The organism is Bacillus sp. CPT56D-587-MTF, from assembly GCF_058792335.1.
Window position 1 is genome coordinate 2,049,505 of sequence record NZ_JBYTEF010000001.1, and the last position, 23,127, is coordinate 2,072,631.

General features: G+C 33.8%; 20 protein-coding genes and 2 pseudogenes. 16 read left to right on the forward strand and 6 right to left on the reverse strand.

Going from position 1 to position 23,127, the window contains the following annotated elements; genetic code table 11:
* Positions 1 to 242 precede the first annotated feature (242 nt).
* Positions 243 to 848 carry a PRK06770 family protein gene (locus AC3WVZ_RS10620; RefSeq protein ID WP_233936348.1) on the forward strand — a complete coding sequence of 202 codons (606 nt, stop codon included), beginning with the start codon at positions 243 to 245 and terminating at the stop codon, positions 846 to 848.
* Between the two features lie 70 nt (positions 849 to 918).
* On the opposite strand, the gene AC3WVZ_RS10625 is transcribed toward AC3WVZ_RS10620, so the two are convergent.
* Positions 919 to 1,785, reverse strand: a complete 867-nt coding sequence (locus tag AC3WVZ_RS10625; protein WP_000425899.1) for a LysR family transcriptional regulator — start codon at positions 1,783 to 1,785, stop codon at positions 919 to 921.
* A 129-nt stretch (positions 1,786 to 1,914) separates the two neighbouring features.
* On the opposite strand from AC3WVZ_RS10625, the gene AC3WVZ_RS10630 reads away from it, so the two are divergent.
* Entirely contained in the window at positions 1,915 to 2,958 is a 1,044-nt protein-coding gene (locus AC3WVZ_RS10630) for an aspartate-semialdehyde dehydrogenase (protein WP_063220084.1), read from the forward strand.
* Positions 2,959 to 3,036: 78 nt separating this feature from the next.
* On the opposite strand, the gene AC3WVZ_RS10635 is transcribed toward AC3WVZ_RS10630, so the two are convergent.
* Complete coding sequence (locus AC3WVZ_RS10635) at positions 3,037 to 3,468, reverse strand: hypothetical protein (RefSeq protein WP_063220083.1); 432 nt, start codon at positions 3,466 to 3,468, stop codon at positions 3,037 to 3,039.
* A gap of 286 nt (positions 3,469 to 3,754) precedes the next feature.
* Between AC3WVZ_RS10635 and AC3WVZ_RS10640 the strand changes: the two genes are divergently transcribed.
* Together AC3WVZ_RS10640 and AC3WVZ_RS10645 are read left to right on the forward strand one after the other, a co-directional pair.
* Positions 3,755 to 4,879: a C45 family autoproteolytic acyltransferase/hydrolase gene (locus tag AC3WVZ_RS10640; protein ID WP_000285233.1), complete on the forward strand. Its 1,125-nt coding sequence runs from the start codon at positions 3,755 to 3,757 to the stop codon at positions 4,877 to 4,879.
* 51 nt (positions 4,880 to 4,930) lie between these two features.
* A pseudogene (locus tag AC3WVZ_RS10645) lies at positions 4,931 to 5,193 on the forward strand (hypothetical protein).
* Positions 5,194 to 5,289: 96 nt separating this feature from the next.
* Here AC3WVZ_RS10645 and AC3WVZ_RS10650 read toward each other — a convergent pair.
* Positions 5,290 to 6,192 carry a LysR family transcriptional regulator gene (locus AC3WVZ_RS10650; protein WP_233936349.1) on the reverse strand — a complete coding sequence of 301 codons (903 nt, stop codon included), beginning with the start codon at positions 6,190 to 6,192 and terminating at the stop codon, positions 5,290 to 5,292.
* A gap of 156 nt (positions 6,193 to 6,348) precedes the next feature.
* Here AC3WVZ_RS10650 and AC3WVZ_RS10655 point away from each other — a divergent pair, with 156 nt between their 5' ends.
* From AC3WVZ_RS10655 to AC3WVZ_RS10675, 5 genes are all read left to right on the forward strand, one after another.
* On the forward strand, positions 6,349 to 7,038 hold the full coding sequence (locus tag AC3WVZ_RS10655; RefSeq protein ID WP_001262990.1) for an MOSC domain-containing protein: 690 nt from the start codon (positions 6,349 to 6,351) through the stop codon (positions 7,036 to 7,038).
* Positions 7,039 to 7,296: 258 nt separating this feature from the next.
* Positions 7,297 to 8,184 (forward strand): GNAT family N-acetyltransferase, encoded by an 888-nt coding sequence (locus AC3WVZ_RS10660; protein ID WP_000528673.1) that lies wholly within the window; start codon positions 7,297 to 7,299, stop codon positions 8,182 to 8,184.
* Positions 8,185 to 8,217: 33 nt separating this feature from the next.
* Positions 8,218 to 8,814 (forward strand): DUF1349 domain-containing protein, encoded by a 597-nt coding sequence (locus AC3WVZ_RS10665; RefSeq protein WP_063220082.1) that lies wholly within the window; start codon positions 8,218 to 8,220, stop codon positions 8,812 to 8,814.
* A gap of 221 nt (positions 8,815 to 9,035) precedes the next feature.
* Positions 9,036 to 10,790, forward strand: a complete 1,755-nt coding sequence (locus tag AC3WVZ_RS10670; protein ID WP_233936351.1) for an ABC transporter ATP-binding protein — start codon at positions 9,036 to 9,038, stop codon at positions 10,788 to 10,790.
* Positions 10,783 to 12,579 (forward strand): ABC transporter ATP-binding protein, encoded by a 1,797-nt coding sequence (locus tag AC3WVZ_RS10675; RefSeq protein ID WP_063220080.1) that lies wholly within the window; start codon positions 10,783 to 10,785, stop codon positions 12,577 to 12,579. Before AC3WVZ_RS10670 ends, AC3WVZ_RS10675 begins: the two co-directional genes overlap by 8 nt.
* Before the next feature lie 667 nt (positions 12,580 to 13,246).
* Here the strand turns inward: AC3WVZ_RS10675 and exsF are convergent.
* Positions 13,247 to 13,642 (reverse strand): annotated as a pseudogene (exsF, locus tag AC3WVZ_RS10680) (exosporium protein ExsF); the annotation flags it as partial.
* Positions 13,643 to 13,892: 250 nt separating this feature from the next.
* Between exsF and AC3WVZ_RS10685 the strand changes: the two are divergent.
* Together AC3WVZ_RS10685 and AC3WVZ_RS10690 are read left to right on the forward strand one after the other, a co-directional pair.
* Entirely contained in the window at positions 13,893 to 14,786 is an 894-nt protein-coding gene (locus AC3WVZ_RS10685; protein ID WP_233936352.1) for a DUF4183 domain-containing protein, read from the forward strand.
* Positions 14,787 to 15,343: 557 nt separating this feature from the next.
* The gene (locus tag AC3WVZ_RS10690) at positions 15,344 to 16,612 is read left to right on the forward strand and encodes an exosporium glycoprotein BclB-related protein (RefSeq protein ID WP_233936353.1); all 1,269 of its coding nucleotides are present in this window, start codon (positions 15,344 to 15,346) and stop codon (positions 16,610 to 16,612) included.
* 562 nt (positions 16,613 to 17,174) lie between these two features.
* Here the strand turns inward: AC3WVZ_RS10690 and AC3WVZ_RS10695 are convergent.
* A complete protein-coding gene (locus tag AC3WVZ_RS10695; protein WP_061457194.1) occupies positions 17,175 to 17,807 on the reverse strand; it encodes a cupin domain-containing protein in 633 nt (210 codons plus the stop codon).
* 229 nt (positions 17,808 to 18,036) lie between these two features.
* Between AC3WVZ_RS10695 and AC3WVZ_RS10700 the strand changes: the two genes are divergently transcribed.
* The 3 genes from AC3WVZ_RS10700 (at position 18,037) to AC3WVZ_RS10710 (ending at position 20,594) form a co-directional block, all read left to right on the forward strand.
* Positions 18,037 to 18,342 carry a luciferase domain-containing protein gene (locus AC3WVZ_RS10700; protein ID WP_063219921.1) on the forward strand — a complete coding sequence of 102 codons (306 nt, stop codon included), beginning with the start codon at positions 18,037 to 18,039 and terminating at the stop codon, positions 18,340 to 18,342.
* Positions 18,343 to 18,436: 94 nt separating this feature from the next.
* Positions 18,437 to 19,747, forward strand: a complete 1,311-nt coding sequence (locus AC3WVZ_RS10705; RefSeq protein ID WP_063219922.1) for a phytoene desaturase family protein — start codon at positions 18,437 to 18,439, stop codon at positions 19,745 to 19,747.
* Positions 19,725 to 20,594 (forward strand): sigma-70 family RNA polymerase sigma factor, encoded by an 870-nt coding sequence (locus AC3WVZ_RS10710; protein WP_000447162.1) that lies wholly within the window; start codon positions 19,725 to 19,727, stop codon positions 20,592 to 20,594. Before AC3WVZ_RS10705 ends, AC3WVZ_RS10710 begins: the two co-directional genes overlap by 23 nt.
* A 32-nt stretch (positions 20,595 to 20,626) precedes the next feature.
* Here AC3WVZ_RS10710 and AC3WVZ_RS10715 read toward each other — a convergent pair whose 3' ends face one another.
* A complete protein-coding gene (locus AC3WVZ_RS10715; RefSeq protein ID WP_001100984.1) occupies positions 20,627 to 20,785 on the reverse strand; it encodes a hypothetical protein in 159 nt (52 codons plus the stop codon).
* A 304-nt stretch (positions 20,786 to 21,089) separates the two neighbouring features.
* On the opposite strand from AC3WVZ_RS10715, the gene AC3WVZ_RS10720 reads away from it, so the two are divergent.
* Positions 21,090 to 21,683, forward strand: a complete 594-nt coding sequence (locus AC3WVZ_RS10720) for an O-methyltransferase (protein WP_002164547.1) — start codon at positions 21,090 to 21,092, stop codon at positions 21,681 to 21,683.
* 314 nt (positions 21,684 to 21,997) lie between these two features.
* Entirely contained in the window at positions 21,998 to 23,110 is a 1,113-nt protein-coding gene (locus AC3WVZ_RS10725; RefSeq protein WP_000137407.1) for a toxic anion resistance protein, read from the forward strand.
* Positions 23,111 to 23,127 lie beyond the last annotated feature (17 nt).

Genomic DNA, 23,127 nt, shown 5'->3' on the forward strand with positions numbered 1-23,127 from the left:
TGTTGTAGAACGCGCTCGTTGTTTTTTTGTTTCTTTATAAATATAAAGGAAAAATTTGTAGAATATTTTCATTATTTAACAGAATAATCTTTCAATTTTAAAGAAAAAGAAATACAATATGAGGAAGTATATATAAATAATATGATAGGGGATGCGATGCGATATTTTGAATGAAGTAACAGTTTTTATATAAGAAATAATTAGGTAGTCAGAACAGAGATATTTGGGAGGAAACAAGCGAGATGAAAACATTTTTGAAAATAATAGGTGTTATAGCTGGTATGGCGGTAATCGGAGTAGGTTTAACATATGGTATTCTGCATTATTTAAATAATAGTAAACCAGCTGCGAAAAAGGCATCACCAGCTGCTCCAGCAGTAGAAGTATTAGCTGATAGTAACGTAAAAGCAGAAGATGCAAAGCTTTTAGAAAATGGCAATTATTCATTGCCAAATAGTGGTTTTAATAAAAATTTTAAATGGACAGATGAGAACATACAGACAGCATTACATGAAATGGCACATCAAAAAGCGAAAGCTGATCAAAAGTGGGGCTATATTTTTATTACACAAGAGCGGATTGAAAGCTTAATTGATATTGTAAAGAGTAATGATCTTGTGCAGGGAAGTACATATGTAGAAATTTTAGAACGATGGAAACAAGGAAAATATGAAAAGGTTGATGGGGATCACAATAAGATTTGGAAATTACAAAGTGGGAATTTAGGAGAAGGAAAAGGAGTAATGTCGGAAGCTGAGCAAAAAGAATTAATTAATCAAGTGTTTATGAACAAAGGTACATATTCAGGTAGTAAATTAATTGCAGGTGGCGGACAGACTAATAAATAATATACTAATTAATGTAAGAGAGTAATTGCTTATTAGGCAATTACTCTTTTTAAATGTACTTCTTAATATCTTAATCTCGTTCAAGTAAGGAAAGAAACGACTGTAACACCGGGGAAATCCATCTGGATTTATGATAGATTACATGACTTTGAATAACTGTTGGAGTTTCGATAGGCTGAAAACATAGTTGTTCTTTTTGACAACTTTCCTGTACAACGATATAAGGAAGAATTGAAATGCCTAACTCACACATGACGGATTGTTTAATGACTTCAACATTGGAAGTTTCAAATGTTTTAGCTGGAATATTTCCGCTTTGACGTAAAAAACGATCTACCATTGTCCTATAGCCGCAGCTTTGTTCTGTAAAAATGAACTGGGTTTCCTGTAATAACTGGAATGGATTTGTATGTGCAGCGGAATAAGCTGGTAAAATCCATCCAAATGTTTCATTACTAAAAGTACGCGTAATAAAATCATTATGTTCTATACTTTCTCCAATTATGAAGACAACGTCTGTTTCTCCTTCACGTAATTTTTGTAATGCTTGTTCATTTGTGTTCGTTTCAAGTACGATATTTACTTTCGGATTTTTCTGTTTGTAAGTACGTAATAATTGTGGTAATCGGTATACCGCTAATGATTCATTAGATGTAATACTTAATGTACCTTCTAAATAATCTGTATTTTGGGGGATTTCTTGCGCTTTTTCATATATTGAAAGTAATTCTAATGCATAAGGATGAAATTGATGACCGGCTTTTGTAAGTAGCACTTTTTTCCCTAACCGATCGAAAAGAGGGATATGTAAATCGTTCTCTAAAGCTTTCATATGTGCTGTAACAGTAGATTGCGCATAACCTAGCGCGTGCGCAGCTTTAGAAAAATTACCATACTTCACAATGGCGCAAAATGTTTTAACATGTCTCATTTCCATAAGCGATCCCTCTTTTATTATCATGATTTGTGAATGATTATATCATGTATTTTAATTTTCCAAATGATTAAATTCTGTATAAAATGAAATTGTAGAAATATTCATTCAGGTGATATTGGAGGAGAAAAGATGATCAAAAAGGGCTATCATGTAGCTGTTGTTGGGGCTACAGGTGCGGTAGGGCAAAAAATTATTGAACTGTTAGAGAATGAAATGAAGTTTAATATAGTTGAAGTTACATTGCTTTCGTCAAAACGATCCGCTGGTAAGAAAGTAAGATTCAAAGGACGAGAGATAATTATACAAGAGGCAAAAACAACTAGTTTTGAAGGTGTAGATATTGCCTTTTTTAGCGCTGGGGGAGAAGTATCTAGACAATTTGTAACTCATGCAGTTTCTAGTGGTGCGATTGTAATTGATAACACAAGTGAGTACCGAATGGCGCAAGATGTACCGCTCGTTGTTCCGGAAGTGAATGCGCACACTTTAAAACAGCATAAAGGTATCATTGCAGTTCCAAATTGTTCAGCATTACAGATGGTAACAGCACTTCAGCCGATTCGAAAATCATTCGGTTTAGAAAGAATTATCGTTTCAACATATCAAGCTGTATCGGGTTCTGGCATTCATGCGATTCATGAATTACAAGAGCAGGCTAAGTCTATGCTTGCTGGTGAAGAAGTGAAAAGTAATATATTACCGGCGAAAAAAGATAAAAAACATTACCCAATAGCGTTTAATGTACTGCCTCAAGTAGATATATTTACAGACAATGATTTTACTTTTGAAGAAGTAAAAATGATTCAAGAAACGAAGAAAATATTAGAAGATGAAAACCTGAAAATGGCAGCTACTTGTGTACGTGTTCCAGTTGTATCAGGGCATTCAGAATCGGTTTATATAGAACTGGAAAAAGAAGCAACCGTTGCGGAAATTAAGGAAGTATTAATGGGTGCACCAGGTGTTATTTTGCAGGATAACCCTAGTGAACAGCTGTATCCAATGCCATTATATGCAGAAGGGAAAATAGATACATTTGTCGGAAGAATACGTAAAGATCCTGATACGCCAAACGGATTCCACCTCTGGATTGTTTCCGATAACCTATTAAAAGGTGCGGCTTGGAATTCAGTTCAAATCGCAGAGACTTTAGTGGAAAAGGGGATACTTTAATATAGTTTAAAAAACTGGGAAATCGTTAATGATTTCCCAGTTTTTATTTCATAATTGTTTTCTTTATTTCGGCCGACTTTAATTAAAATTAGTCGTTATTGAATTTTTATAAATGTCTACTTTATGTGCAGTGAAGCGTAAGGTTTTGGATTCTGCATGAATTGTAAGGTTAATAATAATCGATAACGGCATTTCGACCGTTTTCACAATATCTTCTATAGCAATATACTCATTTTCTGTTTCGTTATAATAAACAACAGAACGGATTACTGCCTCGTTACCTTCAATATCAATTTCACACATCATAGGGAATTTTTCACCATTATGTAAGAATAGTTCGCCTAGTACGATTGAACCGTTTAACTCCTCTGTAAAATTAGTAGTTGTTGCTGGTTTTACCCATGTTTCGTCATGTTCTTCATTTTCCTCTTCATCTATTGCCCATTCCCATATGGGGTTTTGTTTTAGGTCTTCAATAGTTAATTTATCAATTGGTTTGCAACTACTCATACATAAATTCTCCTTTTATTTTGATAAATAAGTTTTTTGATTTCATGAATTAGATGATTGCTTATAAGTGGGTTTAACAAAGTATTTTGCTCATTTGATATCCAAACTACTTTATTTTGAAATAAAGCTATTACAGCAATATTAACAAAACTTTAATTGTCTAGTAAATAATTATTAGTGGAGATATTAAAATGGGATGGTGTTAAAGAAAGATAGTAAAAAACATCAAGGATGAATGAAATCCATTTGGTACGATATGGATATATCCAATGTGAGGGGGAATTTGATGTATCAAGTAAAGGGGTATTTTTCATCATTAAAAGGAAGTTATTATGAGATTGGAAAGCAACAAGGGGAATTCGTGAAACAAAATCCGTATCTCATCCCGCAATTTATACACGAAGAAAATGTAATATCTAATAACCATTGGACAGAATCGAGAAATATACTAAACAAACATTGTCCAGGCATAAATGAAGAAATTGAGGGGTTTTGTGAAGTGTTAAAAATTCCTTCAAAAAATATGATGTATTACTATCAAACACTATTGAAAGCAGGTTGTAGTCATTGTGCAGTATTACCTAAAAAGACCGATTTAGAGCACACATATGTATTAAGGAATTATGATTTGTCACCAGTAATAGATGATATGCGTTTTTGTTCAACTCATGTTGAAGGTGCGTATGCACATAGTGGCTTTTCTACTCAATATTTTGGCCGAACGGAAGGGGTTAACGAGCATGGATTAGCTGTTACATTTTCAGCATGTGGTCAACCAGTAGGAAATATTGCAGGTTTAAGAAAGCCAATGGTGAGTGGTTTACAATGTTTTGCGGTAATTCGATTGTTGTTGGAGAAATGTAAAAATGTGCAGGAAGCTAAGTTACTAATAGAAGAAATACCAATTGCTAGTAATATTAATTTAATAATAGCTGATCCTTTAAATGCAGCATATATTGAAATATTGGACGGTCATAAATCCACAATAACGATTGATGATGAAAAACAAGCTTTTATTGTATCAACAAACCATGCAGTTAGTTCATCAATTCAGAAATTAAATAATAGGAAATTAGAACAATCAACAAAGAGATATTACCTTTTACATGAGCATTTAAATAGATGTGAACAAGTAAGCATAGAGTCTTTAAAAAAGTTAGTAGAAGAAGAATATCCTGCTGGACTTACTGTGCATAACTATGAAGAATGGTTTGGAACTTTACATTCTGTATTATTCGATTTACATGATCGTACAATGAAGATTTGTTTCGGATCACCACTTTTAAACGACTGGTATTCATTGAAAGTTGGAGGAAGTATGCCGTTTTCTGAGGTGAACGTGAACTTTAAAAATAAAACTTATACTGACTTTTGGAAGGAAGATAAGAATGAATTGATACCTAAAAGATAAATGGGATAAGATGGTGATGTAAAGAGTGCATTTATACTGGAGGGATTACAAATGCTAAAAGTTATGTTACCATTTGTTCTTATCTTTTTTCTTATTATTGCGATGTATATTGCTTATCAAAAGAGAAAAAGTCTGGGATAAAAGGATTGAAAAGTGCGGTAACTTCTATTTGCTTCTTTTCACTTGCAATCTTAAATATGTTTGCATATTGGTTTCATTTTGGCGGTGCTTTTACTTGGTTATTTTCAATTGTATTATTGCTAGTTGGTGCATATTTTACTAAATATATTCCAATATCTAAAAAGGTACATTAAAGTTTATAAGAGTTAAATATAATGTTTACTTTGTTTTGAAAAGAGATTATTCTACTAAATTGTTGTGAAACGGTTTCATAGGATAATCTCTTTTGTTTAGTTTTGGAAAGAACGTACTGTGATTTTTAGTTGCTCAATAAATTCTCGAGTTGCAGCACACATATATTTATCTTTTCTATAAATTAGCCCTATTTCAATTATTGGAGTAGGGTTTTCTATTTTAATAGCTTGAATGTTTTTATTTTGTAAAAAGTCTATATATGGTTTGGGTAACACTGTAATTCCCATTCCTTTGGAAACCATTTGGATTAAAGATTCCATCGTACTAATTTCTAAAATTGGCCTTGGTTTAAAGTTTAACTTTTGACAATGAGATGTAATTAGTTCGGTTAAAAAGAAATTTTTAGGTAAAAGAATTAAAGGGTAGTTCTGTAATTCAGCAATAGATACATGATTACGTTCAGCTAATCGATGACCAGTGGGCACGACCAATGTAAGATCGCTTTTGTATAGAGGGATGGAGATAATCTCTTTATCTTGCACCGGGAGAAATGTAATTCCAATATCTAGTTCGTTTTGTAATAATTTTTCACGAATATCTCCTGTACGAAGCCCTAATACAGAAAGCTCTATATTAGGATATAAATTGTTAAAATTTAAAATAGCTGGTGGTAGTAAATAATTTACGACGCTTAACAAAGCCCCTATTGTTAAGGAACCTTGCTGTAATCCGTTTAGGTCTTGAATAGCTGAACGAGCTTGTTCGACTTCATGAAAAATGGTTTTACTATGTGATAATAAAATCTTCCCTGCTTCAGTTAATGATATTTTTTTACCAATTCGATTGAAAAGTGGCATTCCTACTTCATGCTCTAATGCACGTATTTGTTGACTTAGTGAAGGCTGTGAAATATTTAATTTTTCAGCCGCTTTTGTGAAATGTAATTCTTTTGAAACAGCTAAAAAGTATTCAAGTTGTCGTAATTCGATTGGAATCACCTCAAGTATAATGATAGGTTATACCTATCATTATTATATAAATAATTGAATTGAACAATGATTTTAGAGGTTTTATAATCATCTTTATGTAACAGAGAGGGTTGTAAAAATTAATCGAGAGAAAATACATGTAACACCTTTAAAGGAGGAAATAGAATGGCTAATGAATATCAATTATTATCTTTAAATATAGGATTACCAAAAGAGGTTACATACGGCGGAAAAGTAATTCATACAGGCATAAATAAGAAACAAGTAAAGGAACCGGTATATTTATCCTTTGTAAAATTTAATGGGGATGGACAAGCTGACTTAGTTCATCATGGAGGAGTAGATAAAGCAGTTTGTGTTTATACTGGTGATCACTATCCATATTGGGAAAAAGAATTGAATCAAGATTTTGTATATGGGGCTTTCGGAGAAAATATAACAGTTAGTGGTATGCGCGAAGAGGATGTTTGTATTGGTGATACGTTTGAGCTAGGACAGGCAATCGTACAGGTAACACAACCAAGGCAACCTTGTTTTAAATTAGCAAAAAAATATAATATTCCAAAGTTACCACTATATTTTCAAGAAACAGGATATACAGGATTTTATTTTCGTGTATTAAAAGAAGGATGGGTATCATCAGTCGATACCTTAAAAAAACTACAGTCTGATCCAAAAGGTGTTTCAGTAGCGTTTGCTAATCGTATCATGCATAAGGAAAAACAAAATATTGAAGGGGTAAAAAGGATATTAGAAGTAAATGCACTTTCATGTAGTTGGAGAAAGTCTTTTGAAAAGCGTATAAGTGGAGAAGAAATTAATACGAAGGAAAGACTTGAAGGAATAAAAGACTAAAAATATTTTATTATAAATAGTGTATTTCTATTAGTAAAAGCTAATTAGAAAGCGCTATTTTTGTATAATAAACTAATTAATATCCAAAAATCTTAATATCGTTTTATTCGACTTATTTTCAAATAGTCAAAACATAAAATTAATTAGACTTTTTTTTTATGTTTTGTGATAGTATATTGATTGGTAAGACCTCTATTTTTAAGAGTAGGTCATATAAGTATATCTAATTTAATGGAATTTAACATTTGGAGGTACAACATGGGGAATGTTGAAAAATTGGCAAGTCTTCTAATAGAAGAACCGAAAAGAGAGCAGTTATTTCCTTTATTTGAAGAAGTGTTTGGAATTACAACTCAAACATTGAATGATTTTTCGGATAAAGGATATTGGGATGATACATATAAAGCTTTATCATTTTTACAAGAAGATAAAGTGATTGCAAATGTTGCGGCATTTTCACTCCCATTATTAATTAATGGTGAAAAAATAAATGCAGCGGGTATTCAATCAGTAATGACACACCCTAATTTTCGTAGACAAGGGTTAATGACACAATTAATGGGTAAAATGATAGAAGAAATCGATAAGAAATGTGAATGTGCATTATTGTTTACGGAAAACCCTGAACTATATACAGCATTTGGATTTAAAGTTGTGCAGGAATATTTGATGACTATACCATATGATAAAAATATTAATAATAACGATTCACTACTTAAAAAGTTAGATTACTATAATATAGAGAATAGACAGTTAATACATGAAACTATTGATAGTAGCCAAAGACTTTCAAATAGTTTTTCAACTTTAAACTTCCATCCTTCATTTTATTTGAATATGTATGATTCGGAATGGAATGAGAAATTGTATTATTCAGAGAAACTAGATGCTCTAATCGTTTATGAAGTAGAAAATGAAAAGTTGAAATTATTTGGAGTATTTGCGCCAGTACTTCCGGTTTTAGATGAATTATGTGGAGAAATCAATGAAAGGTTTACGGAAATCGAATTTTATTTTTCTCCGGATCAATTAGGGGTTGAGGATGTACAGTTTACAGAAGTACAGTCTAGCAAGTATTTAATGGTTCGAAGTGATAAAGAGTTAGATTTTAAAGGTTATAAATTCCCAGTATTAGCGGAGTTTTAAATGTCTATATAAATGCTTTATTATGGAGGAGCTATGAATATATCGTATATACCAGAACATATTGAGCAACTCACTATAATGAATGTACCTGAATACTATAAAATTAATGATAATCATGCGTTTATTGTCCGTTCGAAAGCAGAAACTGATTTTTGGCTTAAAACACATTATGGTTTTGAAGTAATGAATGGTCATGTATTTTATAATGAGATGATGACAGACTTTCAAGCTGAAGTTCAGTTACGTATGAATCCAAATTCAAAATTCGATCAAGCAGGTCTTTTTGTTATGATTTCGGAGAACTGTTGGCTAAAAACATCTTTAGAATATATCCCTGAAGGGCCATCTCACTTAGGTGCTGTCGTAACGAATAATGGATATTCTGACTGGTCAACGCAAGATTATCCAACTGAAGCAGCTAAGCAACAACTTCGTTTTCGAATTATTCGAAAAAGCGGTGATTATACAATATATGTGAAAAAGGGCTATCAATGGGAACAAATAAGAATCGCTCATTTAATGGAGGATATAGGGAAGGAGCCTGTTAAAATAGGTTTTTACACGTGTAGTCCTTCTAAAAATAAGGGATTTGAGACTGAGTTTTTACATTTTACAATTGAAGAAATATAGATGAAAAACCGTATTCTTTTCATTAAGAATGCGGTTTTTGTATTTATATAATATAAAGCACATTTATTGACTAGAAAGTCATTAATACTTATCATTTAATAATGTTAAATATTAATTTACATAATATAATAGAAGTAATAAAGAAATTACAAAATATATAGCTTAAATAAGGAAGGGTATGAATTATTCAGTGGTAATTTCATGGGAAAAGGAGATTATGTATGAAATCATTTCGTAAGTTATTACAGTATTTAAAACCATACATGTTCTTCGCTATTATTGGGCCGCTATTTATGGTACTTGAGGTTGCGATGGACTTAATTCAACCGACTATTATGCAACATATCATTGATGTTGGGATTGCAAATCGGGATTTAAATTATGTAATAAAAATGGGGCTTCTTATGATAGGAGCAGCAGCACTCGGTTTAGTTGGAGGGCTTGGGTGTATGATGTATTCTACAAAAGCAGCTGTTAATTTCGCTACAGACATACGAAAAGATGTGTTTGCGAAAATAGAAACATTTTCTAGTATTAATCGGGACTCATTTGGAACAGGTAAATTATTAACGATCGTGACAAATGATATCACTTCCATTCAATCGGCAATGACGATGACATTACGTGTTCTCGTTCGTGGTCCACTGTTATTTATCGGAAGTATAATTATTGTTTTTGTAACAGCGCGAGAGTTATTTCCAATATTACTTGTAGTTGTTCCGATTTTATTACTTGCGATTATTTTAATTGCAAGTAAAGCAAGTGGTACATTTAAAAAGGTGCAAGAGGCATTAGACAAAGTGAATACAAAGCTACAAGAAAATTTATCTGGTGTGCGTGTTATAAAAGCGTATGTAAGACAAAAATACGAAATCGCTCAATTTGGAAATATAAATACAAATTTAACGAAGATAAATATTCGAGCTGTGCAACTTATTTCTTTAATGATGCCAATCATTATGCTAGTTGTAAGTGGCGGGATTGTCGCAACATTATGGATTGGTGGAGAAAAAGTATTCGATGGAACGCTTCAAGTAGGAGCGATTTTGGCATTTATTAATTACTTGAATATCATTTTAATGTCACTTATGTCGATTAGCATGGTATTTATTCAAATTGCGCGAGCTTTTCCATCTGCGGATCGTGTACAGCAAGTGTTAAATACCGAGGTTGATATTATAAGCGAAGCGAATGCGATCGAACCTGAGAAAATTGAAGGAAATATCGAATTTAAAAATGTTAGTTATAGCTATACGAAAAATAATGAATACGTTTTAAAAGATATTTCGTTTAGCATACAAAAAGGTGAAAAAGTAGGGATTATTGGATCAACTGGAAGTGGTAAATCTACCTTAGCGAAACTGTTACCACGTCTATATGATGTGGATCATGGTGAAATATGTATAGATGGAATAGATGTTAAAAAATATGATTTGCAAAAACTCCGTGCTTCAATAGGGTTTGTACCTCAGAAGGCGTTGTTGTTCTCAGGCAGTATAGAAGAAAATTTACGTTATGGTAAAGAAGATGCAACACATGACGAGCTGGAAGTAGCAGCTGCATCAGCTTGTGCGACTGAGTTTATCAATAAGCTCGAAGAATCTTATCAATATAATTTAACACAAGGCGCGACAAATCTATCAGGTGGACAAAAACAACGTGTATCAATTGCAAGGGCACTTGTGAGAAAGCCACCGATTCTCATATTAGATGATTCTACATCAGCAGTTGATGCAAAATCAGAGGCTACTATTCAAATAGCTTTAAAAACAAAATATAAAGGCACAACAACTTTATTAATTGCGTCTAAAATTTCTTCCATAATGGATGCGGATAAAATACTTGTATTAGATAATGGTGAATTAGTTGGCAATGGTACACATGAACAATTGTTAGAACAAAGTGAGGTTTATCAGGAAATTTATCTTTCCCAAGGTGGTAATTTAGATAAAGAAGGTGGGGAAGAACATGCGTAATTTTCAAGGGCAATTTGCTAATAAAGGTGGACGAAACACCCCAAAGATGGGAAAAGCTAAAAATGCTCAAGGAACTGTAATGCGGGTATGGAACTATATGGGCTATCAAAAAGCTGCTCTTATGTTTGTTATATTTCTAGTCGTTGTTACTACATTACTTGGATTATTAGGTCCCTATTTTATGGGAGTCATTATAGATCAATATATTGTACCGAAAGATTTAAGTGGTACAGCAAGAATGTGTATGTTACTTATCGCGATTTATGGTGTAACTGTACTTTTAACATGGTTACAAACGTTTGTCATGATTAACGTTGCATTAAAAACAATTCAAAAAATACGACAAGATATTTTTGAGAAAATCCAAACGCTTTCTTTACGGTTCTTTGATGTGCGTTCTCAAGGTGATTTAATGAGCCGTGTGACAAATGATATAGATAATTTGAATCAAGCCTTGACACAAAGCGTTGTACAAATTATTTCATCAGCATTAACTTTTATAGGTGTAACGATTGCAATGTTCGCCTTAAATTGGATTTTAGCAATTGTAACTTTAATTACAGTACCTATTATGTTTTACGTTACAAAAAAACTAGTTGCATATAGTGGTAAAAACTTTGCGAAGCGTCAAAAAGATTTAGGTGAATTAAATGGATTTATTGAGGAAGCAATTACAGGTGCGGATGTTACAACGTTGTACGGAAAAGAAAAAGAAACTGTACAAAATTTCAATAAAATTAATGAACAGCTAAGAGTTTCAGCTACGAAGGCTGATACATTTTCAGCTTTTATTTTTCCAAGTATGAACTTTATTAATAATTTAGGTATGGGCCTTGTCATTGGGACTGGATCAGTTATGGTCTTAAACGGAATGACAACAGTAGGAGTTATTGCGGCTTTTATTAATTATTCTCGTCAATTCTCAAGACCGCTAAGTCAATTTGCGACTTTAATGAATACAATTCAAGCGGCAGTTGCTGGTGGAGAACGTGTTTTTGAAATTATGGATGAGGTACCAGAAATTCAAAATAAAAAAGACGCATTCGTTGTACAAAATTTACAAGGGCATGTTGCACTTGAGAATGTTTCATTTGGCTACGCAGAAAATAAAACGATTTTAAAAGAAGTGAGTCTTAAAGCGCAGCCAGGAGAGACAATTGCTTTAGTTGGTCCGACTGGATCAGGGAAAACAACAATCATTAATTTGTTAACTCGCTTTTACGATATACAGCAAGGACAAATTCATATTGATGGAAAAGATATAAAAGATTATGATATTAATTCTTTACGAAGTAAAATAGGAGTAGTTTTACAGGATACGTATTTATTTGCTGGTTCGATTATGGATAATATCCGTTATGGACGCTTAGATGCTACTGATGAAGAAGTTATCACTGCAGCTAAGGCAGCATCTGCACATTCTTTTATTAAGCATTTGCCAAATCAATATGAAACAGAAATTACTTCAGAAGGATCGAATTTAAGTCAAGGACAAAAACAACTTCTAGCGATTGCACGAGCAATTTTAGCAGATGCAGATATATTAATTCTCGATGAAGCGACATCAAATATTGATACAAGAACAGAATTACAAATACAAGCAGGACTAAATAATTTAATGAGGGGTCGCACAAGTTTTGTGATCGCTCATCGACTTAAAACAATTGAAAAAGCAGATCAAATTCTTGTTATAAAAGATGGAAATATTTTAGAAAGAGGGAATCATGAATCTCTCATGGAAGATAGAGGGTTTTATTTTGATTTGTATACGAGTCAGTTTAAAATATAGTAAAAGCATTGATATGTTGCGGTTTCTCTTGAGAGGAGAAACCGCATTTTTTATATTTGCAAATATTACTATCCAAATGGTCTTTCACTACATATTTTAACAGCATCCACCTGCATTCCAGGCAAAACATGTGAATAGCGATTTAATGTTATGAACATATCTTTATAACTGAAGTGTTCACTTACAGTCTTTGGATGTATACCTTGTTTCAAAAGTAGCGTAGCATGTGTATAATAACGTAAATCATAAAATCGAACTTTAAAAATCGGAGTTTAAATAAAAAGAGCGCTGTTAAAAGCGCTCTGAGACAAACCATACATTTAGAGAGGAATCAAGATAATATATGGATATTGTGTGAGGATGTTGTAGGTTTTAATTAAAAATAAAGCACACATATAAGTGTGCTTTTATGAACGCTTTAGATTTGTATGACTATATAGTCATACAATAAAATATGCTTGTTTAATATAAATGTGTGTCAAATCTATAAAAAGATATTGTGTATAAGGAACAATAAATATTAATTAGCTAAGTCTTTTGTTTTTATCCTGCTATTTGCCGGACAGTAAGACCCCCACCTTAAAATTTAGCGGAAGCAAAGAAGTTAGGTGGGGGCTGGACTGCCCATAAAAGCCCATTGGTGAGGGCTGATTAAAGTTTCACTTTATTAACGAATTTGCACAACTGTTAACGCTGCAGAACGAATATCTACTGTACCTATTACTTCAACGGGGACAATTTGAATTAAATCACCAGGGTTTAAGTTAATTAGAATGACCCCACTTGATACATCGACTTCACCAGTTCCGATAATATTAGAACGGACTGCGGATCCGGATCCTGCAATAATATTAGTCGATGAATTTAATGTCAAGAAAAAGCGAGCTGCTTCCGGGGCTAATGGGACGTTATCAAGGCTAATCGTTAATGTATAGCTAATTTGATAAATACCAGCTACCTGAATTTTAATACCAGTTCCAGTACTAATTGTATCATTAATTACAGGGACAGTAATGTTAGGATTTGGGCCTGTACTAGGTAATAGTAGTGGTGTAAATAATGTTTCTAATTTCATTATTATCTTGAATATAAATCACCTCATCTTTTTAAATAAGAATGTAATAGATTTAGTACTTTTTAAATAGAATGATTAATTTATTATATTAATTAAAGCGGTTATAGCAACGGTAAAATGTTTAATATATGTAATAATTCTTTGGGAAGAAAAAAGAGAATAGTTATAAAGTTATTCTTTAATAATAGGGTCATAATGATGTGTATGAATTAAAAAACATGTGGAATGAGGTATTAAATTGAAACGCAATGACAATTTACCATTGAATAAGGGGATGATAGGCCCAGAAAATATTGGACCTACATTTCCGATTCTTCCACCAATTTATATTCCAACCGGAGCAACAGGCCCAACTGGAGAAACGGGCCCAACCGGAGCAACAGGTCCAACTGGAGAAACGGGCCCAACCGGAGCAACAGGCCCAACCGGAATAACGGGCCCGACCGGAGCAACAGGTCCAACTGGAGAAACGGGCCCGACTGGAATAACGGGCCCAACCGGAGAAACGGGGCTAACCGGAGAAACGGGACCAATTGGAATAACGGGCCCAACCGGAGCAACGGGCCCGACCGGAGCAACAGGTCCAACTGGAGAAACGGGCCCAACCGGAGCAACAGGCCCAACCGGAATAACGGGCCCGACCGGAGCAACAGGCCCGACCGGAGCAACAGGTCCAACTGGAGAAACGGGCCCGACTGGAATAACGGGCCCAACCGGAGAAACGGGGCTAACCGGAGCAACAGGCCCGACCGGAGCAACAGGTCCAACTGGAGAAACGGGCCCGACTGGAATAACAGGACTAACCGGAGAAACGGGGCCGACTGGAATAACAGGTCCGACCGGAGCAACAGGTCCTACTGGGGGCATTGGTCCTATAACCACAACCAATTTGTTATATTACACTTTTGCAGATGGAGAGAAACTTATATATACAGATGCTGACGGGATACCTCAATATGGTACAACGAATATTTTGTCTCCTAGTGAAGTTTCTTATATTAATTTGTTTGTTAACGGAATACTGCAACCACAACCATTATATGAAGTGAGTGCTGGTAAATTAACTTTATTGGATACGCAACCACCATCGCAAGGATCTTCAATTATATTACAATTTATCATTATTAATTAAAAGGACAGTTCCTTAATGAAAAGGAATCTGTCCTTTTCGTTTTATATTTGAATAGTTAAAATTAAGTGAGGGTACATTCAATTTCTAGCTGTTATAAATGGTTGAATGATAGGAATTTTAACTTCAATCCTTTTCATAGTGTATTGGAATAAAATATAAAATGAATTTTTCAATATAGTATATGAGAGTTCTCTATAATACAAACGGCTTCATGTTTAAAAAAGAGAACACAATCTTAGTAAAGAAATAAGGTATATTTATATGAAAAAAATGGCACTGTTAATTGTTGAGTATATTCAAATTAATATGTGTATTTAAACCTAAGAGATAAACGTGGAAAAATAAAATAAACTCTTAAGTTTAGGTATTTAATCTAAGCAGTCAATTATTAAAAACATATAATTAATATGTGAGTCATGAACATAATTAAATAGCGTTTTCAAGTTTAATTATATTTCATGTTTCCTATTTTAAGTAAATATATAACATATTTTTTACAACTTTATGATCCTTATAATAGGAAAAACTCAAATATAAAACAAGTAAGGAGGACATAAATGACAAACAATAATTGTTTCGGTCATAACCACTGCAATAATCCGATTGTTTTCACTCCAGATTGCTGTAACAATCCACAAACAGTTCCAATTACTAGTGAGCAATTAGGTAGATTAATTACTTTACTAAACTCTTTAATAGCGGCTATTGCAGCGTTTTTTGCAAATCCAAGTGATGCAAACAGATTAGCTTTACTCAATTTGTTTACTCAACTATTGAACTTACTAAATGAATTAGCACCTTCTCCAGAAGGGAATTTCTTAAAACAATTAATTCAAAGTATTATTAATTTACTACAATCTCCTAACCCAGATCTAAGTCAATTACTTTCTTTATTACAACAATTCTACAGTGCTCTTGCACCATTCTTCTTCTCTTTAATTATTGACCCTGCAAGCTTACAACTTTTATTAAACTTATTAACTCAATTAATTGGTGCTACTCCAGGAGGCGGCCCAACAGGTCCAGGAGGCGGAGCAACAGGAGCAACAGGAGCAACTGGTGCAACAGGAGCAACTGGTGCAACAGGTCCAACAGGAGCAGGAGTAACAGGAGCAACAGGAGCAACAGGAGTAACAGGAGCAACAGGCTTAACAGGAGCAACAGGTCCAACAGGAGCAGGAGCAACAGGCCCAACAGGAGCAACAGGTTTAACAGGAGCAACAGGCCCAACAGGAGCAACAGGAGCAACAGGTCCAACAGGAGCAACAGGTCCAACAGGGGCAACAGGTTTAACTGGTGCAACAGGCTTAACAGGAGCAACTGGTGCAACTGGTGGCGGAGCTATTATTCCGTTTGCTTCAGGTACAACACCAGCAGCATTAGTAAATGCGTTAGTAGCTAATACAGGAACTCTTCTTGGATTTGGATTTAGTCAGCCTGGTATAGCATTAACGGGTGGAACAAGTATCACATTGGCATTAGGTGTAGGTGATTATGCATTTGTAGCACCGCGCGATGGTGTTATTACGTCATTGGCAGGTTTCTTTAGTGCAACAGCTGCATTAGCTCCATTATCACCTGTTCAAGTGCAAATACAAATATTAACTGCACCTGCAGCAAGCAATACGTTTACAGTACAAGGCGCACCTCTATTATTAACACCAGCATTTGCTTTAATAGCAATTGGTTCTACAGCATCAGGAATCATACCTGAAGCTATTCCAGTAGCGGCTGGGGACAAAATACTGTTATATGTTTCATTAACAGCAGCAAGTCCAATAGCTGCAGTTGCTGGATTTGTAAGTGCAGGTATTAATATCGTTTAATTTGTTACATTTAGTAGGAAATTAAACAGGGGTTTGTATATAGTCCTTCCTAATAAATTTAGGAAGGACTATATTTTTTTGGAAAATAAGTAATAAATCAATTGAACAATTACTCTTTGTTAAGTTCGTATAAAAAAGTATAATTTACCCTTTCTCATTTAAGGAATAAGTTATGTAACTTTAAAAATTTTCGATCAGAAAAAAAGATGAATTCTTTAAAAAAAGAATTCATCCATAAAATAAACTATTTATTTTTATTGCAGTTACATCCTTTTTTCTTTACATAGCCTTGCTCGGCTAAGTCTCTTTGCGATTGGGAATTGGAAGATTGAGAATTGGAAGATTGAGAGGATGCTGAAGAGCTACTATTTTTATTATAAGAGTAGTTTTTTCGATAGTTATAATTACTCATAGTACTATCACCTCCAATTTAATATATAAATATTATATGTATGTACACTATCAATTGTTACTATTTTTAATAGGAAGAGAAGATACAATAAAAAAATCTCCTTGGTATTTTCCTAGGAGATAAATGATGATTCTTTTGAAAATTCACAAATTAATAGCCCCAGTAAAGAGGAAAGTAATAAGAATCTTGGTGATGCGGATTCTGTTGTTGAGCGAGGGGCTGGGTTGGATAATTTTTCGTTTCACGGTTTTGATTGCAGTTTGCCGGAGGACCAATTACAGTAGTTGATTGAATAGGGGAAACCGCTTGTTTCCATTGTTGTTCATTGAGGCAGTAAGTATGGGCCATCATATGAGCTGGAGTTAATCTTAAAATGTCAGAACCGAAAATAACTTCTGGAGTTGGAGCGTTGAAAATAGCTAATAAATGAGTATTATCTGCTGTAGCAATTTCATAATGCCACCACGCTTGTGGAATGTTGGCAACTTGCCCGGGTTTTATCGGTAAGTTTAATATTTGATTCGTAAATGGATTAAGTAAAGAAACAACAGCAGACCCTGAAATACAATAAACTAGTTCAGCTGCATTTTGATGAATATGTGGTTCTACAACATTTCCTGTACTTAAATAAATATCTAATAAAGAAGTATTTTCTAAAGTATTTAATTGTTTAATACCAAGTACATTTATATAATTTTGGGCATCTTTCCGAAAAAAATTACTTTTATTTACATCATAAGTAAAATTGGTTGAGGGGGAGGTATAGTCGATGTTGGCAGTCAATTGTATTACCCGCCTTTCTATAGGTAAGTTAGGTTGCAAAATTAGGATATGTGTCTAGTCTTTGTTTTGTGCTGTTATCGGTAGCTTAATAAATTCACTTATTCCATAAAGAATAAGGTGTTAAGACCAAACTATATTCGTATTCCCATTCATACTTTGGATTGATGGAAAAAAGTAATGAAAATGTTAATTTAAAATTACATCAATCATTTATAAGGAGTGAATGTTCATGTCATTTAGTGAAATGATTAGAAATGAAGTACTCAGCTGGGCGGGTGTTTCTGAAAAACCGCATCGATTTGGTGGTATTGAAATAAATTATGGCAAGAAAGAACTTGGCCATCTTCATGGTGATAAATTAGTTGATTTACCATTTCCGAAGTTAAAGCGAGATGAATTAGTGAAGCAAGGCTTGGTAAAACCACATCACGTATTACCTGAATCAGGATGGATCAGTTATTATTTAAAGAGTGAAGAGGATATTCCATTTGCAATTGAGTTATTTCGTATGCAATATGACCGAATTAAAAAGTAATGAAATATAGTAGGGTAATAAAAATTTATTTTTATGTCACATCCCTCCTTAATTGTTCGTCTTGTATGTAGAACGATTAAGGAGGGATTTTATTATGAAGAAATTTGATGTAGCAATTGTTGGCGGTGGGCTTGCTGGATTAACAGCATCTATATATTTAGCGAAAGCTGGAAAGAAAGTGATTGTATTAGAAAAATCCAGTCAATTCGGTGGCCGAGGGATGACTATAAATAAAAATGGAATCTGCATGAATCTTGGTGCACATGCTTTATATAGAGGCGGGGCAGCGTTTATAACTTTTAATGAGCTCGGTTTGAATCTTCCAGGTGGAATACCATCTACAAAAGCACATGGAATATGGAAAGGGGATATATTCACCATCCCAACAGATTTTCGCTCAATTTTATCAACACCACTACTTTCTTGGTCTGCAAAAGTACAATTCTCACGTCTTATGATTCGTTTAGGAAATTTAGATGTAGGAGAAGTTCCGAAAATGAGTCTAACTACATGGGCAGAAAATGAAATAAAAGATCCAATGGTTCGCAATATATTTTATGCGCTATGCCGGACAACAACATATACGTTTGCTCCTACAATACAATTAGCATCATCTGTACTAAAGCAAATACAGCTTTCTATAAAAGAAGGAGTGCTTTATGTAGATGGTGGTTGGGAGACGATAATAACAAAATTAAGAGCTATAGCAAATGATATCGGGGTGCAGTTTTTGGCTAAAAAGCATGTTGTGGAAATTGAGCATTCCGAAGGTAAACAAAGAATACATTGTGTTGATGATGAGGTTTTTGAAGTAGGTACAGTCATCGTGACGACTCCGCCGAAAGAGGCTTGTAAAATAATAAAAGGTGCAGAAGGAACAAGTTTGCATAAATGGAGTGAACAATCGGTACCGGTTACTGTTGGTGCATTAGATATTGGCTTGAGACAATTACCCAATCCTACACATCAATTTGTATTAGGATTAGATCAACCTATATTTTTCACAAATCAATCGAGAGCAGCTAAATTAAGTGAAGACGGATCAATTGCAGTGAGTCTAATTAAGTACCATAATCCTGTGCTAGAGATGAATCATATTCATGAAGATAAAGAACAGTTGGAAAGTACGATGGAGTTGTTACACTCAAATTGGAAAAGAGAAGTTGTTGCACAGCAATATTTACCGAAAATAACAGTAGTACATGATTTTCCTCATATTGACCGTGTTGAAAAGCCGGGTCCTAATATACCTGAAATGCCAGGTGTTTATGTTGCAGGAGATTGGGCAGGGCATGATGAAATATTAGCTGATGCTGCGGTAGCAAGCGGGAAACGTGCAGCGTTACACATTTTAAAGCAATATGAAAGTGGGGCAGTTCATCATGGAAACGGAGCAGTTATATGAAGCGTATCAACCATTATTATTTTCGTTATCATACAGAATCCTTGGGAGTGTTATGGATGCTGAGGATATCGTTCAGGATGTATTTATCTCGCTAAATAATATAGAAGATCCACAATCTATAGAAAATATGAAAGCATATTTATGTAAGATGGCGACAAATCGTTCAATTGATAAATTACGATCGGCAGCGCATAAACGTAACGTGTATGTAGGGATGTGGTTACCAGAGCCACTTGTAGAAGAGAGTGATGAGCCATCAAAGTCATTTATAATGAAAGAATCCCTTTCCACCGCATATTTATTACTTTTACAACAACTATCTGAGGTAGAAAGGATTGTTTTCATATTAAGAGAGGTTTTCAGTTATGAATACGAAGAAATAGCTTCAATTGTTGATAAGAGTAGTGTGAACTGCAGGAAGATCTTTCAACGTGCACGAAAAAGCATGTTGGAGAAACCGAAGCAATCAAAATTAAGCACGGAGAAAATGGCTTCTTATGTTGAAAAGTTTGTAGCATCATTACAGTGTGGGGATACGGAAGGTATGTTGGAAGTATTAAAAACAGATGCTATACTCAAAGCTGATGGTGGCGGTAAAGTTACGACTGCGATCAATCCAATTTATTCTGCAGATCGAATTATACGTTTGTTCTTTGGGATTGCACAACGATTGACAGAAGAGTACACTGTTGATTTCAAAATGGTAAATGGTATACCAGGAGTTATAGTTACAATAAATAATAAAGTAACATATGTTCTTTCGTTTGCATTTGAGGATGAGAAGATTTCAAATATTTATATGATGGTTAATCCTGAAAAACTTATGCATTTGAATGTAAAAATATAAAAAAGCGCATTTCTTCAGAAATGCGTTTTTTATTATTTTTCTAACATTTCAAGAGGTACATCTTTTTCGCCAGCTACCTCAAATTTAATTTCCCCGTCTTCTTCATAAATACGTGTAATAATCGGTATAGTAATCATTAATTTTTTATGCTGCTTTCGTTTTCGAGCAGCATCTAAGCTAATCACGTTCATTTGTAAGCATCCTTTCTTCTGGAAATATATAAACAAAGAAAATGCGTCCGAAAAGGGCGCTTAATTGAATTTGAAATACCGATTCATTTAAATGGGGTTTATATAATTTAATAACTGCAATTTTTATATGAAATAATATGAATGGAATAATTGCACGTAGAAATTAACTTTACCAAAAAACGAAACAATATGCTATAAAAAATTATAAATCTTTGTCATATAACAGGAAAAAGGTTTTTGTTTCGCATATAATAAAAAGTAGACGGGCAGCAAGAGCTTTTTCATCATATTGCTTGGAAAGGCGATGAAAAGAATGGATACAGTAGATTCATTATTATTACAACTTGAACAATATGGAGAAGAGCATGATCGAAATAAAAAAACAAGGGAAGAAAAATTACGGAATGTTTCTCGTGAGATGGGGCAATTTTTATCAATTTTAGTAAAAGGGTGTAATGCAAAAAATATCTTAGAAATTGGAACTTCTAATGGTTATTCTACATTGTGGTTGGCTAATGCGGTAGAAGAAACAAATGGAAATGTAACAACTGTAGAGCTTTCTTCAGAACGAGTTGGAGAGGCACTTATCAATTTTGAAAAGGCAAACCTGTTACAAAGAATTGATATTCATAATCAAGAAGCAGGGGCATTTTTAGATTCCCAATTAGATCATTCATTTGATTTTATTTTCCTAGATTCAGAGCGCACGCAATACATGTGGTGGTTTGAGCATATAAAACGTATGTTACAACCAAAAGGTTTTCTTGTTGTTGATAATGCAACTTCTCATGCAAGTGAATTAGATGAGTTTATAAAAATGATTGAAGAAGATGATACGTTTGAAACAGTGTTATTAGCGTTTCAAAAGGGAGCATTTGTAGCTCGCAAAAATAAATAGAAGTGAGTGTAATAGAATTATCACATTGAAAACGGGTGAATGTCAAAAGATTGAGTGTAGCACGATTAAAAGAACGTAAATTATTTAGGAAATATATGAAGAATCCGCCTTCAGCATGTAGTTCTCTAGGTCTTAAGTCTGAGGAAAATTATGTTGATTACAGGTATACTTATAGTAAGAAACAGGGAATGACTGCATAAACAGACATTTCTAAAAAAATCGATTTCAAGCAATCAGAATGTGTATGAAATACGATATAATTGATGAAATATAGTGCATATAAATTCGCACATATAAATAAAGGAGCGATTTTGTTGACTGAACTCGAGAAAAAAGAACCTGTATCCATTGTGAAAGATAATAATGTAGAAGTAGTGGTTGATACAGTTATAAAAGATGAAGAATTAGAGGAACTAAATAAAGAAGCTGATCTTTATGTACAAAAGTTAAATAGCGAGCAAAATACAGATTTATCAAAAGTATTATCTCAGCTAGGAGATTTAGGGGATAAAGAGCAACAAGCAGCAGGACAAACGTTATCAGCTTTAAAACGCCCTGTAACAGCGATGATGAATGGGAAAAATGAAGAAATTCCAAATACATTGTTAGAATTACGAAAAGTGGTATCAGAGCTTGATCCCAATTCACTTAAAGCAAGTGGTATGAAGAAAATAATGTTTAAAGTATTCAAGAAAAATCCACTTGAAACATACGTGCATAAATATCAATCTATAGATAAACAAATCGAGGAAATTATTAGATCCCTTCTAATTGGCCGTGATAACTTACAAGAGGATACAGTTGGTCTTGAAATGTTAAAAGAACAATCGCACGATAAAATTCATGCGCTTGATAAACAAGTATACTTAGGGAAAAAGCTTGCTGGCATGCTTGAAGCTGAGAAACAAAATCCAGAGCGTCAAAGGGATATTCCGTTAATTAACGATGCATTAGAAAAGATACTTGTACGTACACGTAATATGCAGCAAGCGAAAAGTGTATTATTACAATCTATAGCTTCTGTAGACATCATTAAGAAAAATAATGAAAAATTAACAGAGGCAATACGTAATGCGATTACGATGACACAAAACGTTGTAACAGTTTCAGCTGCTATTCAGCTTGCATTAACGAATCAACGGAAAACAATTGATGCCGTAAATGCGACGAATGAAGCAATTGAATCGATGGTATTAAGTAATTCTCAAGCGTTAAAACAAAATACAGAAGAAACGACGAAATTGCTTGAAAACCCTGCTATTAGCATGGATAAATTACGTGAATCATTCCAAAATGTGTTCGCTGCAATTGAAGCATCTGAAAAATCGTCAGAACGTATTATTGAGTCAAGCAAGAAGTTCGTTATTGAACTAGACACATTTAATGATGAGATGAAGCAGAAACTCATTCAGCGTCCAAGGAAATAACGGATTATTAGGAGGTG

Bases quoted from the DNA above. Each gene is read 5' to 3' on its own strand.
- AC3WVZ_RS10620 (WP_233936348.1), top strand. From the start codon at position 243: ATGAAAACATTTTTGAAAATAATAGGTGTTATAGCTGGTATGGCGGTA.
- AC3WVZ_RS10625 (WP_000425899.1), bottom strand. From the start codon at position 1,785: ATGGAAATGAGACATGTTAAAACATTTTGCGCCATTGTGAAGTATGGT.
- AC3WVZ_RS10630 (WP_063220084.1), top strand. From the start codon at position 1,915: ATGATCAAAAAGGGCTATCATGTAGCTGTTGTTGGGGCTACAGGTGCG.
- AC3WVZ_RS10635 (WP_063220083.1), bottom strand. From the start codon at position 3,468: ATGAGTAGTTGCAAACCAATTGATAAATTAACTATTGAAGACCTAAAA.
- AC3WVZ_RS10640 (WP_000285233.1), top strand. From the start codon at position 3,755: ATGTATCAAGTAAAGGGGTATTTTTCATCATTAAAAGGAAGTTATTAT.
- AC3WVZ_RS10655 (WP_001262990.1), top strand. From the start codon at position 6,349: ATGGCTAATGAATATCAATTATTATCTTTAAATATAGGATTACCAAAA.
- AC3WVZ_RS10660 (WP_000528673.1), top strand. From the start codon at position 7,297: ATGGGGAATGTTGAAAAATTGGCAAGTCTTCTAATAGAAGAACCGAAA.
- AC3WVZ_RS10665 (WP_063220082.1), top strand. From the start codon at position 8,218: ATGAATATATCGTATATACCAGAACATATTGAGCAACTCACTATAATG.
- AC3WVZ_RS10670 (WP_233936351.1), top strand. From the start codon at position 9,036: ATGAAATCATTTCGTAAGTTATTACAGTATTTAAAACCATACATGTTC.
- AC3WVZ_RS10675 (WP_063220080.1), top strand. From the start codon at position 10,783: ATGCGTAATTTTCAAGGGCAATTTGCTAATAAAGGTGGACGAAACACC.
- AC3WVZ_RS10690 (WP_233936353.1), top strand. From the start codon at position 15,344: ATGACAAACAATAATTGTTTCGGTCATAACCACTGCAATAATCCGATT.
- AC3WVZ_RS10700 (WP_063219921.1), top strand. From the start codon at position 18,037: ATGTCATTTAGTGAAATGATTAGAAATGAAGTACTCAGCTGGGCGGGT.
- AC3WVZ_RS10705 (WP_063219922.1), top strand. From the start codon at position 18,437: ATGAAGAAATTTGATGTAGCAATTGTTGGCGGTGGGCTTGCTGGATTA.
- AC3WVZ_RS10710 (WP_000447162.1), top strand. From the start codon at position 19,725: ATGGAAACGGAGCAGTTATATGAAGCGTATCAACCATTATTATTTTCG.
- AC3WVZ_RS10715 (WP_001100984.1), bottom strand. From the start codon at position 20,785: ATGAACGTGATTAGCTTAGATGCTGCTCGAAAACGAAAGCAGCATAAA.
- AC3WVZ_RS10720 (WP_002164547.1), top strand. From the start codon at position 21,090: ATGAAAAGAATGGATACAGTAGATTCATTATTATTACAACTTGAACAA.